Source organism: Streptomyces sp. NPDC059534, assembly GCF_042743475.1.
Taxonomy (GTDB): Bacteria; Actinomycetota; Actinomycetes; order Streptomycetales; family Streptomycetaceae; genus Streptomyces.
Map to the genome: position 1 here is coordinate 19558 of NZ_JBHWAQ010000036.1, position 13616 is coordinate 33173.

The window sequence follows — 13616 nt, forward strand, 5'->3', positions numbered from 1 at the left end:
CGAGAAGGCGTGAATCTCTACATCCCGGCCGCCGCGCTCGGCATCGTGCTGGTCGTCAAACTTCCCTCCTTGGTGAGGCGCCGGCACAGTCCCGTGGTCCGCAGCGTCAACGCAGTGATCTTCCTGCAGGCATCGGCGTTCTTCTTCTCGGCGCCCCCGACGATCAGGTTCGTCAACGAGTTGACCGGCGTCTGCAACTTCTCGGTGGCGCTGGTCTACTGCATCCTCTGCGCCTACGCCTGTGCCAGCCGGGTCCTCATGGAGAACTGGCGCGAGGACGTGGAGGTCCTCCCTCATACCCGTCGTCGGGTCAGGCGTTGGATCTGGGGCCACGGTGTGGCGATCAGCCTGCTCATCGGCTGTTTCCTCCTGGGCGAGGCGCCGGTCGAACGGCAGAGTGATTTCGAGACGTACTACGCCAACACCCCTTTCATGCGCGAGATGGTGCTGCTCTGCCTGTTCGCTGTCACCGGGGCGGCCGCCGCGGCTGCCGTCGCGTGCTGGAAGTGGGCGCGCGACCTCCGCAGGGAGTGGTCCGAGCGGAGGACACCGGCCGGAGGCCTGCTGCGTTTCGGGCTCACCGTCCTGGCCGTCGGTTTCCTGACCAACGTCACCTACGGTGCGGCCAAGCTGGCCGCGGTCGTAGCCGCCTGGGGCGGTCGGGACTGGGAACCGCTCAACCGGGCGGCCATGTCCTTCGCCTGCCTCGGCACCCTCCTCGTCGCCGCCGGCTTCCTCATCCCCATCGTCGGACCCTGGCTTGCCGCGGAGGTCTTCGGGCCGCTGCGGACGCTGCAGGCCCTGGGCCCGCTGCGGCGGACCATATGCGGGACCGGTGCCCCCCATGACCGGATGCGGCTCCCCACTCCCTGGAGCGCCGGTCCCGGCCGGCGCCTCACGGACCGGATGACCGACATCCACGACCGGATGCTGGAACTCGGGGCGTACTGCTCGGACGACGTGCGTGCGCACGCCTACGCCGAGGCCCGCCGAGGCGGCGCGACGGAGGCCGAGAGCGTCGCCGCCGGCCTTGCCGCGATGTTCAGGGCCGCGGCCGACGCCCGCGCCCGGGGGGTTCCGGCGGACAAGGAGCAGGGCGTGACGGCTGTCCGGGCGCTGCGTGCGGCGGAGGCCGAGTACCGGGACCTCTTGGTCGCCGTGTCGCGGGCCCTCGGCTCGGTCGCCGTCCCGTCGCCTTCGACCATGAAGTGAGGGGACGGCACGGAGTGAGGGGGCGGCCCGCCGGTCGGGCCGCCCCCTCGTCGTGCTCACCGTGTCACGGAGCGACCGGCAGGTCCGGGGTCAGGAGCGTCGGGATGCTCCAGCGCTGGGCCGGAGTGCCGTTGCAGCCCCAGATCATGAACTTCGTACCCCAGTCCCGCTTCGCCTGCGGCAGGTCGAAGCAGTTGTTCGACTGCGGGTTGTAGATACTGCCGTCGGCTCGGGGCAGCCACTGCTGGCCGCCCTCGCCCAGACACTGCCAGAAGATCAGATCAGTGCCCTCGCCGGTCTGGTTGCCGCGGACCGCGACGCACTGACCCTTCTGGGTCAGGGTGCCGTTGGCGTTGACGCTGAACTTCTGCGGGTCGGAGCCGTTGCAGTCCCACAGCTGCGGCTGATTGCCGTTGCCGTTGGCGCCCTGCGGGGTGTCGACACAGAAGTCGGGCGACGCGGCGTACCGGATCGGCAGGTCCGTGGTCGTGACCGGCGGTGCGTAGTTCTGGAAGACGGACAGGCCGGCGATGGCGCCCTTGAGGTGGTTGCTGGGCTTGCTGACGTACTTGTACCGGCCCAGGACCAGCGATCCGCTGGGTGCGGGGCTGGTGCCGGCACTGTGGTAACCGCTGGAGGCCAGGGTGCCGTTGACGTAGAGGCTCATGGCGCCCGTGGTGGCGTTGTACGTGGCCGTCAGCTGGGTCCAGACGCCCGGCCTGAAGGTGTTGGCCGGGGTGACGGTGGCGTTGTAGTCGTACGGCCAGCCGTCGTCGTCACCACGGGCGATGGCGAAGCGCCAGTGGTCCGAGTCGGCCCACAGCATGAACGCGGAGGCGTGTGCGGTGTCCTGGCTGACGATCACACCGTCCGCCGCGGTCATCTTCGCCCAGGTGGAGATGGTGAAGGACTGGCGGGTGTCGACGGACTTGGCGGGTCCGGTGACGACCGACTTCGCCGCGTCGTCGAAGACCGCGACCTTGCGGGCGCGTCCGTCGACGGTCTCGGTCGCGTAGGTGACGCCGGTGGCGGTGGCATCGTTGGAGATGCCGCTGCCGTTCTTGGCGGGGATGGCCTTGGTGTCACCTTCCAGGCGCCACTGCACCGTCGGGGCCTGGGCGTCACCGCGGACGTGGTAGCCGGCGTAGCCGTTGACCGCGCCGGCGGCGGCGGTGCCCTCCCAGGCGTGCAGGGTCCCGTCGGTGCCGACGGCCCAGAAGTCCGGGATGTCATCGCCGGTCACGTCGCCGTCGGAGCCGACCCGCGGGTAGTCCGTGCCCTTGATTCCGTAACCGATCCGGGTCGCGGGCTGCGCCGCCACTCCGGTGACCACGACGTACTGGTCGCTCGCGCGGGTCGCGGTGGTCAGCCTGTACTGGAAGATGTCGCCGTTGGTGCGGTTGCGCACCCACAGCGCCGGGGCGGTGTCGGTGGTGGCGCCGATGTTGAGGGCGTTTCCGGGGACCATCAGGTCCCTGTCGTCCCAGGTGCCGCTCGCGTCGACCAGGGTGGGCGCGGCGAGGGTCTGGTTGGTCTTGACCGGGTAGAACCACAGGTTGCCGGATTCCACGGCCAGTAGGCCGGTGGCGTCGGTGACCTGACGGCTCGGGGTGCGGGTGGTGCGGGCCGGGCCGGTCGGGGTGATCTGGCTGGAGTGCTGCCAGGTCGTCACGTTGTGGTAGCCGGTGCAGGCGGTGGTGTGGTCGGTCGAGCACTGCGGCTTCTCCACCGAGCTCTTCGTGCCGAGCGTGAATCGGCCCGGGTCGGAGAGGGTGTTGTCGTACGCGAAGAGCTGCGATCCGCCCAGCGCGCCGGGGGTGGAGGGCTCCTGGTGGACGAAGAGGTCGTCCACGTTGCGGCCGGGGTCGAGCGAGCCGCGGTGAACGGTGCGGTAGTCCTTCCACGTCCGGCCCGAAGAGACCTCCGGGGCCTGGAGCGCGGTGGCGGCGGTACCGCTGGGGATCATGCTCCGGCTGTCACCGTCAGTGGCACGGCCGTGCGTGGCCAGGTTGCCCGCGGTGTCCGGGACGAGGATGTCGGAGCGGGCGTCACCGGTGGTGTCACCGAAGGCGACCGCGCCGTCCTTCCACGGTACGTAGAACGCGTACGACTGGGTCTGCGAGGAGTTACCGGCCTCGTCCAGGACCCGCGCGTAGACGATGTTGGTGCCCCAGTGCGGGGGCTTGACGCTGAGGGAGCTCACGCTGAGCGTGCTGCCCGCCGGCGCGCACTGCTGCTGGGCGTCGGTGAGCTGCGGGTTGAAGCCCCACTGGATGCAGGCCAGTCCGGAGCTGCGCAGACCCGCGCCCGGGCTCGGGTCGGACGCGACGACGGGCAGGGAGCCCGTGTCACCGAGGCGCAGCTTGGTGATCTGGCCGTTGCCGGCCGGCGGGAACTGGGTGACCGGGTCGGTGAACTGGCCGAACTCCAGGACCGGCGGGGTCAGGTCGACCGCGAAGTGGCAGGAGGTGGTGGAGGGACCGCGCAGCAGGCCGTCGTCGCCCTGTACCGCCCAGCCGTAGTTGTGACCGTCCTGGATGGCGCCCAGCGGCACGGTGTACGAGGCGTCGGTGCCGGTGCTGACGAAGCCGGACCAGCCCGTGTTCACGGTCGCGCCCGTGTTGTGCTCCCACATGTTCACGTACTGGGTGAGCTGCCCCTGATTGGGGCTGCTGACCTTCGAGGCGAGCGTGACCGTCGGGGTGGTGATCCAGCCGAACTGCTCACCGGGGATGTCACCGCATGCCTGGGTGTCACCCGCGACCACGCGGCGCGGGGCGGGAACGGTGCGCTGGTTCTCCGGGACGCGCGGCGGGAAGTCGTACTCGGCGCTGAGCACCGCGGTGTACGCGAACCGCTTGAAGGCGATCTTGTCGCCGGTGCCCTCCTGACCGGTCAGGGCGAAGGCGAGTGGGGTGCCGGTGTCGCGGATGCCGTCACGCATGGCATCGGTGACGTTGAAGTCCACGGGGATGTTGCCGTAGCAGTCACCGCTGTTGCCGTTGCCGCCGATGGACTGGTTCTGGATCCACTCGCGGATCTGGTGGTTGCTCCACTTGACCGAGGAGCCGAACGCGCCGGCCCGGTACAGGTGCACCGGGTACTTGTTCGTGCACGACCAGTCCGCCGAAATGTACTGCTCCAGGCGGAGGTTGGCGTAGTTGATGGTGGCGCCGGCGTAGCCGTTCAGGTCGAACTCGTACAGTGCGCGCTCGATGCCCTTGCTGGTCTCCCAGCCCTGGTAGCCGACGCCCGGGCGGTCCCGGTCGGAGGCGCCCGTCCGGTCGTAGTTGCCCGCGTCGTACGCCTGCTGGACCCAGGCGTGGTGCTGCTTGCCCCGGCTGTCCACGGACCACGAGGGGTCGACGTAGATGGGGTACTTGGTGTCGGCACCGTCGAGCAGCTCGGCGCTGGGCGCCAGGGCGATCTCACCCGTGGCGCGCCGCGCCGCGCCGTTCGCCGCCGCGCCGTTCGCCGTCACGGCGTCCACCTTCGCGCGGGTCACCGGGATCTGGGCCACGGAAGCATCGGCTCCGGGTCCGTCGGCGCTGCTGAGGCCGGCTGCGGCCTCGAAGTCGGCGTAACGGGAACCGCGCGCACCGGGCTTGCGTGCCTCGCCGGCCGACCACATCAGCGGAGCGGGGGCGCGGAAGACGGTGTCCTTGCCCGCGGCCGCGGTGAGGCTGCCGTCCTTGCCCTTGGCCAGCGTCAGACCGTCGGTGACCGTGGGGAACACCAGGTCGCGCACGGCCGGATTGGCCGCCGCCGCGGGCGTGCGCAGCACGACCACGGTGGTGTAGCCGCCGTACTTGGTGGCGCTCACCTGGAGGTCGGTGTCGGGCGCCACGTCCTCGAACACCGCGTCGTTGCCCCGCAGTACGGGCTTGGGCAGCGCGCCCGGGAACGGCGAGGACACCGACAGCTTCCTGCCGTCCTCGGCCGTCATCGTCGCCAGCGGGCCCGTGCCGCCGCCGGAGATGACCAGGCTCGAACTCGACGCCTTCGGCGCCACGGTGCCGTCAGCGCGGACGGCCAGCGTGTCATCCAGTGTCAGCCAGCGTCCCTTGGAGTCCTTGGTGCGCTGCGGCCGCACGTGGCTCTCGGAGCGGAGCGTGCCCTTCGGGGTGGCGACGGTGGTCGCGTACTCCGTGGTCAGCTCCGGGACCGGCACATCCTTCCCGGTCCTCTTCGCCCGTTCCCATGCCTGCTCGACCCCCGTACGAGCGGACATTCCTGACGGTGCGGTGGACCTGGTCGCGGTGCCGGGCTCTGCGGGCTCCGCCGATGCTTCGGGCGTGGGCGAAGCATCGGGCAGAGGCACCGGCGCGGCCTGCGCGACATACGGCGTCGCGAGCAGCAGGACCGCCGAGACCCCCACCGCCAGACTGGCGGCAACCGGCTTCCGCAAGCCGGTTCTTCGTGCATTGGACATGCGAGTGCCCACTCCTCTAGACGAGTTGAGTCCCTGATCGGACAGGCAAGGACCGGGGCACTGTGGCAGGCGAGGACACAGCCGATCAACAGGCGGAGGGGTCAATTCCGCCCCCCCTGCGCGGAGTCGTGGCCAATTGGCCACCAGGGTGACCTTTCCCACCCGTCCATAAACTGCCGTTGATGGTGACTCAACGATCGTTCACTGCTAACTTCCCCCGTTTAGATCGGCGCATCAATGGAATCGGGCTTTCATCGCATCGCTCCGGCCGCCTGAATCACCCTCTTCATACCTATTTTCCGCAAGGTCTCGGCACGCATGGCCGGGACCTTGTCTCTCTGCTGTCCACAGACGGAGGAACCCTCATGTCAGTCGATGGCGTGCGCCGAAGAACGCGCACGTTCCGCTCACGGGTGGCCGGTCCGGTCATCCTGGCGCTCACCGCCTCGCTGCTCGGCGCCCCTGCGGTGCAAGCGGCGCAGGCCGGAACCGAGGCATCCGAAGCGGACTTCTCGAAGATCTGGAAGCCGCCGCACCGACCGCTGCCCGGCACCAAGCCGGTCAAGGCCACCGACGTCGACGTCCGCAAGACCAAGGCGGTCAAGCCTCGTTACCCGGTGCCCGCGCGTACCGCGGCCAAGCCGAGGACGCCGTTCCCCGCACCGGCCAGCGGCAGCGCCGACCTGACGGGCGCTCCCGGCACGACTCCGGTCCAGGCCGGCCGCCTGCCGGTGTGGGTCTCCCCGAAGGGCACCACGGCCAAGTCGGGCACGGCCGCAGAGGGCCTGGTGGGCACGGTCACGGCGGTCCGCACGGACGACCGTTCCGCGCGTGAGGTCGGGGTCAACGGCGCCCTGTTCAGCCTCGCCGCCCAGTCCTCCGGTACGTCCGGTACGTCCAAGACGGCTTCCCACGTCCAGGTCGGCCTTGACCTCGCCGGCCTGCAGGCCGCCACCGGGGGCGAGTTCGCCTACCGCGGCCGCCTGGTGACGCTGCCCGGATGCGCGCTGACGACGCCGAAGGTGCCGTCCTGCCAGGTGCGTACGCCGCTGACCACGCGCTACGACAAGGCGACGCGGCGGCTGGTGGCCGACGTGGCGCTGCCGACGGCCGCGGCCCCCGCGCCCTCCCCCGTGGCGGGCGCCGGCAAGCCGAAGGCCGGCAGTCTCCTGCTCGCCTCCCCCGCGGCTCCGATGCTGCTGGCCGCGGAGACGGACTCCTCGGGCCCCGGCGGCACGTACGAGGCCACTCCGCTCAACTCCTCGCAGAGCTGGGCTTCGGGCGGCAGCTCGGGCGCGCTGACGTACGATCACGCCATCCAGCTTCCGCCGACCCTGGGCGGCATGGCCCCCGAGGTCTCGCTGGGCTACAACTCCTCCTCGGTGGACGGCAAGACCTCCGTCACCAACGCGCAGGCATCCTGGATCGGCGACGGCTGGGACTTCAACCCCGGCTTCATCGAGCGCGTCTACAAGCCCTGCGACAAGGCGGGCATCCCCGACTCGGGCGACGCCTGCTGGGCGGGTTTCAACGCCTCCCTGTCGCTCGGCTCGCACTCGGGCGTCCTGGTACGTGACGACAACGCGGGCTCGGCGACGGCCACCACCGATGCCGCCACCGGCGTGTGGCGCCTGAAGAACGACGACGGTACGAGGATCGAGTTCGGTTCCGGCGCCGCCAACGGCGTCAGGGACGGGGCGTACGCCAAGGTCACCGACTCCTCGGGCACCACGTACTACTTCGGCGTCAACCACCTGCCCGGCGGCGACAAGAGCGACCCCACCACCAACTCCGTGTCGTCCTCGCCGGTGTACTCGCCGAAGAGCGGCCAGCCCTGCTACGACTCCGCCAAGGGCGCCGGTTCCTGGTGCACCATGTGGCAGCGGCTCTACCTCGACCACGTGGTGGACGCGCACGACAACCTCACCACGTACTCCTGGGCTCCGGAGACCAACTGGTACAAACGCGGCGCCGGCCAGAACAGCGGCAACGGCACCATGACCGAGTACACCCGGGCCGCCACCCTCAAGAGCATCGCCTACGGCCAGAAGCTGGCCGACCAGGTCGCCGCCAAGGGCGCCCTGCAGCCCGCCGCGCGGGTGAACTTCACCGTCGCCGAGCGCTGCACCGCGGCCGGCACGGCCTGCGACCCGGCCAACCGGACCGTCGCGAACAAGGCCAACTGGCCCGACGTGCCGGTGGACAACGAGTGCAAGAGCACCGGCACCTGCGTCTACTACTCCCCGACCTACTTCTCCACCAAGCGCCTCACCCTGATCACCACCCAGGTACGGGTGAACAACGCCTGGCAGGACGTGGACTCGTACCAGCTGACGCAGTCCTTCCCCGACCCCAAGGACGCGGGCAGCCAGCGCGCCCTGTGGCTGGACTCCGTCCGGCACACCGGCAAGGCCGGGACGCCGAGCATCGACCTGCCGGCGGTCTCCTTCACCCCCGTCATGCTGCCCAACCGGGTGGACGGCACCAACCTGGTCCCGGCCCCGCCGATTATGAACCGGCCGCGCATCCAGCAGATCCGCAACGAGACCGGCGGCGTCCTCAACGTCGACTACAACCTGCCCGCCTGCTCCCGCGTCAACAACGTCATGCCGGCGGCCGAGGACGACAACGACAAGGCCTGCTACCCCGTCCGTTGGTCCCCGCCCGGCTCGGTGGCCGACGCCGATCCGGTGCTGGACTGGTTCCACCACTACACGGTCAAGTCCCTCACCGAGAACGACACTGCCACCGACACCCCGCAGAAGATCACCTCCTACACGTACGAGAGCCCCGCCTGGCACCGCGACGACAGCGAGCTGACCGAGGCCAAGGCGCGTACCTGGGGCGACTTCCGCGGCTTCGGGAAGGTCACCAACACCGTCGGGTCCGGCACCGACGGTCCGAAGTCCCAGTCCAGCACGACCTACCGCCAGGGCATGGACGGTGACGTCAGGAAGAACGGCACCAGTCGCTCCGTGCACCTGACCGACGCGCTCGGCCGGGACGTCACCGACGTCGACTGGCTCGGCGGCCAGACCCTCCAGACCGAGACGCTCACCCAGGCCGGTGGCAGCGTCACCAGCCAGACGGTGTACGCCTCCGTCGACCCGGTCACCACCGCCACCCACACCCGCACCGGGCTTCCCGCTCTGGTCGCCCGCTACGCGGGGACCACGCTCAGCACCACCAACCGCTCGAAGCTGGTCGACGGCAGCTGGCGGACCGGTACGAGCACCCAGGTCACCGACCCGGCGCAGCACAACCGGACGCTGACCCTGCTGGAGCAGGCCGACGGGGTCCCGGACGTCTGCACCCGCACCGGCTACGCCGCGGGACCGGACGCCCAGCGCACCGATCTGGTCGCCGAGGCGCTCAAGGTGTCGGGGACCGGTGCCTGCACCGCGGCCGCCACGGCCGCGAACACCCTTTCGCGCACCCGCACCTCGTACGACGGCCTCGCGTACGGCCAGGCCGGCGCCGCCGGCGACCCGACCAGGAGCGAGGTGCTGGACCGGTACGCCGCCGACGGCTCCCCCGTCTTCGCCACCACCGACACCACCACGTACGACGGGTACGGCCGCGTCACCTCGAAGACCGACCCGAACAGCACGGACCCACAGCACCCGGGCGGCGCCACCACCAGCACCGTGTACACCCCGGCCGCCACCGGCGAGCTGCCCGGCACGGTGACGATCTCCGCGCCCGTCCCCGGTCAGGCCAGCGGCACCTGGGACACCGTCACCACCTATGACGCCCGCCGGTCCCTGCCGTTGACGGTCAAGGACCCCAACTCCAAGACCATGACCAGCACCTACGACGCACTGGGCCGCCGCACCGCGGTCTGGGCCCCCGGCCGCACGCCGGAGGCCGACCCGAACGCGAACGTGGTGTTCGGCTACCGCGTCTCCAACACGGCGGGCGTCCCCTCCACGGTCACCACCGCCAAGCTGACGGTGGACGGCAGCACCCCGGTCCGCGCCACCTCGATCCAGCTGATGGACGGGTTCACCCACACCCGCCAGACGCAGTCCACGCCGGCGAACCCGGCGTACACCGGCCGCCTGGTGACGGAGAGCCGTTTCGACTCGCACGGCCGGGAGACCACGTCCAACGCGGCCTGGTACAACGACGCTTCAGGACCGAAGGACGTCCTCGTCACCGCCGCGGACAGCACCGTCCCGTCCCAGAAGCGGATCGCCTACGACGGCCGCGACCGGGTGACCGTCATCTCCAACTGGTCGCTGGGCGCCGAGCAGAACCGCACCACGACCAGCTACCCGGGCGCGGACCGCACCGACGTCCTGCCGCCGCAGGGCAGTTCGCCCACGTCGGTGTTCACCGACGCCCTGGGCCACACCACCGAGCTGTGGCAGTACGCCACGCCGGCGCCCACCGGGCAGGCGGCGGACGCGACCGTCACGCGCTTCACCTCGACCGTCGACGGCCGGCCCCTGACCAGCAAGGACGCGGCGGGCAACATCTGGTCGTACACCTACGACCTCCGGGGCCGGGAGACCGGTGCGAGCGACCCGGACCGCGGCGTCACCGGCAAGACGTACGACGGGGCCTCCCGGGTGGTCTCCGCCACCGACGCCAAGAACCGGACGCTGCTGTACACCTATGACCTGCTGGGACGGAAGACCGGCCTGTACGACGGCTCGGTGAGCGGCGCCAAGCAGCTGGCCGGCTGGACCTTCGACACGGTCCCGGGCGGCAAGGGCAAGCCCGCCGGCTCCACCCGGTACGTGGGCGGCGCCACGGGCAAGGCGTACACCAGCGCCGTGACGGGGTACGACAACGAGGCCCGGATCACCGGCACGACCATCACCATGCCCGGCACCGACGCCGGTCTGACCTCCGGCACCTTCACGTACAGCGTCAGCACCGCCTACGGCGCGATCACCGGCAAGCCCACGGGCACGGTCCTGCCGGCCCTCGGCGGGCTGCCGCTGGACGACATCGCGTACTCGTACAACGACTACGGCCAGCTGTACAAGTTCGCCGGCGCCACCACCTACGACACGCAGACCGAGTACGACGCCTACGGCCGGGTGATCCGCTCCACCGTCAACCCGTGGGCCTCCCAGGTCGTCGCCACCTCCGTCTACGACGACGCCACCGGCCGGCTCCGCGACCACTTCGTCGACAAGCAGACCTCGACCACGGGCGCGGTGCAGCAGACCGGCTACACCTACGACCAGGCCGGCCGGATCACCTCGCTCACCAGCATCGCGGACAACACCCCCGCGCAGACCGACCGGCAGTGCTTCGACTACGACCACCTCGGCCGCCTCACCACGGCGTGGTCGGACACCGGCGGCATCACCCGGCCCGACCCGCTGACCCACCAGAGCGCCGACCAGGGCTCCTGCACGAACACCTCCCCGACCAGCGGCGCCGTCGCCCCGGCGAAGACCACCGTCGGCGGCCCCGCCCCCTACTGGCAGGAGTACGCATACGACCTGACCGGCAACCGCACCAAGCTGACCGTCCACGACCCGGCCGGCGACACCACCAAGGACGCGGTCACCACCCAGACCTTCGGCGCCCCGGGGCAGCAGAACAACCCCACCTCCGCGCCCGCCACCGGCGGCGGTACCGGCGGCCCGCACGCGCTGCTGCTCGCCACCACGAAGACCGGCACGGCCACCAACAACGACCGGTTCCAATACGACGAGACCGGCGCCACCACCTCCTACCGGGCCGGCAAGGCCGGCACCAGCAGCCTGACCTGGAACAGCGAGGGCAAGCCCGCCTCGCTCACCACCGCCACCCAGATCAAGGGCATCGGCGGCAAGTGCCTTGATGCGGCCGGCGCTTCGACCGCGGTCGGCAGTCCCCTGCAGATCTACACCTGCAACACGGGCGCCGGGCAGCGGTACACCACCGCGGGCAACACCCTCTCCAGCGGCAACCGCTGCGTGCAGGCGATGGGCACCGCGGCCGGCTCGACGATCACCTTCCAGGACTGCGACGGCGGCGCCGACCAGACCTGGACCTTCCGGGCCGACGGCACCTTCTACAACCCGGCTGCCGCCCGCTGCCTCGCGGTACCCGGCGACGTCAGCACCGACAGCACCGACCTGGTGCTCGGCGACTGCGCCACCACCGTGCCGGCCGGGCAGAAGTGGACCGTCCCCGACACCACCACGACGTACCTCTACGACGCGGACGGCCAGCTGCTGATCCGCCGCAACCCGGCCACCACCACGCTCACCCTCGGCAACGACGAGCTGACCGTGGACAACGCCACCAAGGCCCGCACCGATATCCGTTACTACCCGGTCCCCGGCGGCCTGACGATCGTGCGCACCGGGGCCGGTACCGCGGCGGGGGCGTTCGTCGTCCAGATCGCCGACCACCACGGCACCAACAACCTCAGCATCGACCTGTCGACACTGGCGGCCACCCGCAGCCGTACCGACGCCTTCGGCAACATCCGGGGCACCCAGCCCACGGGCTGGGCCGGCAACAAGGGCTTCGTCGCCGGCCAGAAGGACAACGTCACCGGCCTCACCAGCCTCGGCGTCCGCCTCTACCAGCCGACCACGGGCCGCTTCATCAGCCCCGACCCGCTGATCTCGCCGATGGACCCGCAGCAGTGGAACGGCTACGCCTACGGGAACAACAACCCGGTCGGCAACTCCGACCCGGACGGCCGCATGTGCCTGCACGGCGCACCGGGCGGCGGTGCCGACGGCATCTGCGCCGGCGTCCCCGGCGACACCGACGGCGTGATCGGCGACTACTCCGACAACTGCAACTTCGCCTCCTGCCGCGAGTCCTCGGACCGGATGGTGGAGGACTCGCGGCGGAACGGCACGTACAACCAGAAGCGCGGCAGCAAGCACAAGGTCTACCACCGCGAACCGCACCAGAACTACCCGAAGAAGTACACCTACTCGTACAGCAACTACCTGGGACTGGTGTCGAACATGGGATCCCCGGAAGAGGCGATGGCCATGTTCCAGGCGAACCCCAAGAAGGTCTTCCCCTTCGACATCACCGGGTGCGACGAGTTCTACGAGGGCGCGGCATGCACCCTGCATCCCAGGTACACCGACCTGAAGACCGACGCCATCGGCAGCCCTGGGGATGTCCGGGTGACGGTCGCAAAGACCAGCTTTGCCTTCGAGGTGGTGGGCGACGACTACTTCGACGACACCGGCTCGACGATCACCTTCAGTATCGACCAGAAGGGCGACGAGCTGTTCCTGCGCCAGGACGCCGTCACCACCGGCTCGAAGTGGTTGCCCACGATGGGCGTCAAGGTGGGCGAAGCCAAGCGCACCTGGCGCGTTCAGACCTTCAACCTCCAGAAACTGATCTATAAGGAGCGACACGACATCAACCTCGTGGCCCCCCTGGACCGGGGCATCCGCCCCCAGGGGCCCAAGGGCTGACGCGGACCCCACCCCCGGAGCCCCCACCCTCCCCGGAGCCCCCGGCCGCACCCGCGGCCGGGGGCTTCCCCATGTCCGGCTACCGGGCGCCACCCCCTACGCTCGCTTCGGCTGCTCGCGAGGACGGTAGTGAGGAAAGACGGCCGCACCAATGGGAGAACATCTGGCTCCGCACCAAGCGGTACAACGCGAGCGGCAAAGTGGTCTCCGGCACAGGTGGGGTCTGCTACCTCTACTTCCCGGACCGGCCCACGCCCGCCCAGCGCGAGGCTCTCGCGGCTCTCGGCGTCGTCTGACGGGGCGGGGCGGCTCCGAGGGCGTGACCGACGTCTCTACCGCGGGGTCGCCCTCGTGGCGCAAGGTGGTCGCCATGACCTCCACCACCTACGCCCGCCTGCTCACCCGTGCCCGGACCGGCGGTCCGCGCGAGGACGGCCCCAAGATCCTGGAGCACGTCCTCGGGTGGACGCTGGTCGTCCTGCTCGCCGTGCTCGTCACCAGGGCGGGCCTGATGTAGGGCGGCGGGGGCGACCGGCAACCGTGTGGTCCGCCGGCGACGGTGTGATGCT

General features: G+C 70.4%; 4 protein-coding genes and 1 pseudogene. 4 read left to right on the forward strand and 1 reads right to left on the reverse strand.

Going from position 1 to position 13616, the window contains the following annotated elements:
* Window positions 1-9 precede the first annotated feature (9 nt).
* Window positions 10-1212 (forward strand): DUF6545 domain-containing protein, encoded by a 1203-nt coding sequence (locus tag ACFVZH_RS32070; RefSeq protein WP_384902851.1) that lies wholly within the window; start codon window positions 10-12, stop codon window positions 1210-1212.
* Window positions 1213-1276: 64 nt separating this feature from the next.
* On the opposite strand, the gene ACFVZH_RS32075 is transcribed toward ACFVZH_RS32070, so the two are convergent.
* Complete coding sequence (locus ACFVZH_RS32075) at window positions 1277-5443, reverse strand: ricin-type beta-trefoil lectin domain protein (RefSeq protein WP_384902853.1); 4167 nt, start codon at window positions 5441-5443, stop codon at window positions 1277-1279.
* Window positions 5444-6009: 566 nt separating this feature from the next.
* Here ACFVZH_RS32075 and ACFVZH_RS32080 point away from each other — a divergent pair.
* The 3 genes and pseudogenes from ACFVZH_RS32080 (at window position 6010) to ACFVZH_RS32090 (ending at window position 13564) form a co-directional block, all read left to right on the forward strand.
* The gene (locus tag ACFVZH_RS32080) at window positions 6010-13047 is read left to right on the forward strand and encodes a ricin-type beta-trefoil lectin domain protein (RefSeq protein WP_384902855.1); all 7038 of its coding nucleotides are present in this window, start codon (window positions 6010-6012) and stop codon (window positions 13045-13047) included.
* A 149-nt stretch (window positions 13048-13196) separates the two neighbouring features.
* Window positions 13197-13343 (forward strand): annotated as a pseudogene (locus ACFVZH_RS32085) (peptidase C39 family protein); the annotation flags it as partial.
* 74 nt (window positions 13344-13417) lie between these two features.
* Window positions 13418-13564: an SCO1431 family membrane protein gene (locus tag ACFVZH_RS32090; RefSeq protein WP_384902857.1), complete on the forward strand. Its 147-nt coding sequence runs from the start codon at window positions 13418-13420 to the stop codon at window positions 13562-13564.
* Window positions 13565-13616 lie beyond the last annotated feature (52 nt).

Bases quoted from the DNA above. Each gene is read 5' to 3' on its own strand.
- ACFVZH_RS32075 (WP_384902853.1), bottom strand. From the start codon at position 5,443: ATGTCCGCTCGTACGGGGGTCGAGCAGGCATGGGAACGGGCGAAGAGG.
- ACFVZH_RS32080 (WP_384902855.1), top strand. From the start codon at position 6,010: ATGTCAGTCGATGGCGTGCGCCGAAGAACGCGCACGTTCCGCTCACGG.
- ACFVZH_RS32090 (WP_384902857.1), top strand. From the start codon at position 13,418: ATGACCTCCACCACCTACGCCCGCCTGCTCACCCGTGCCCGGACCGGC.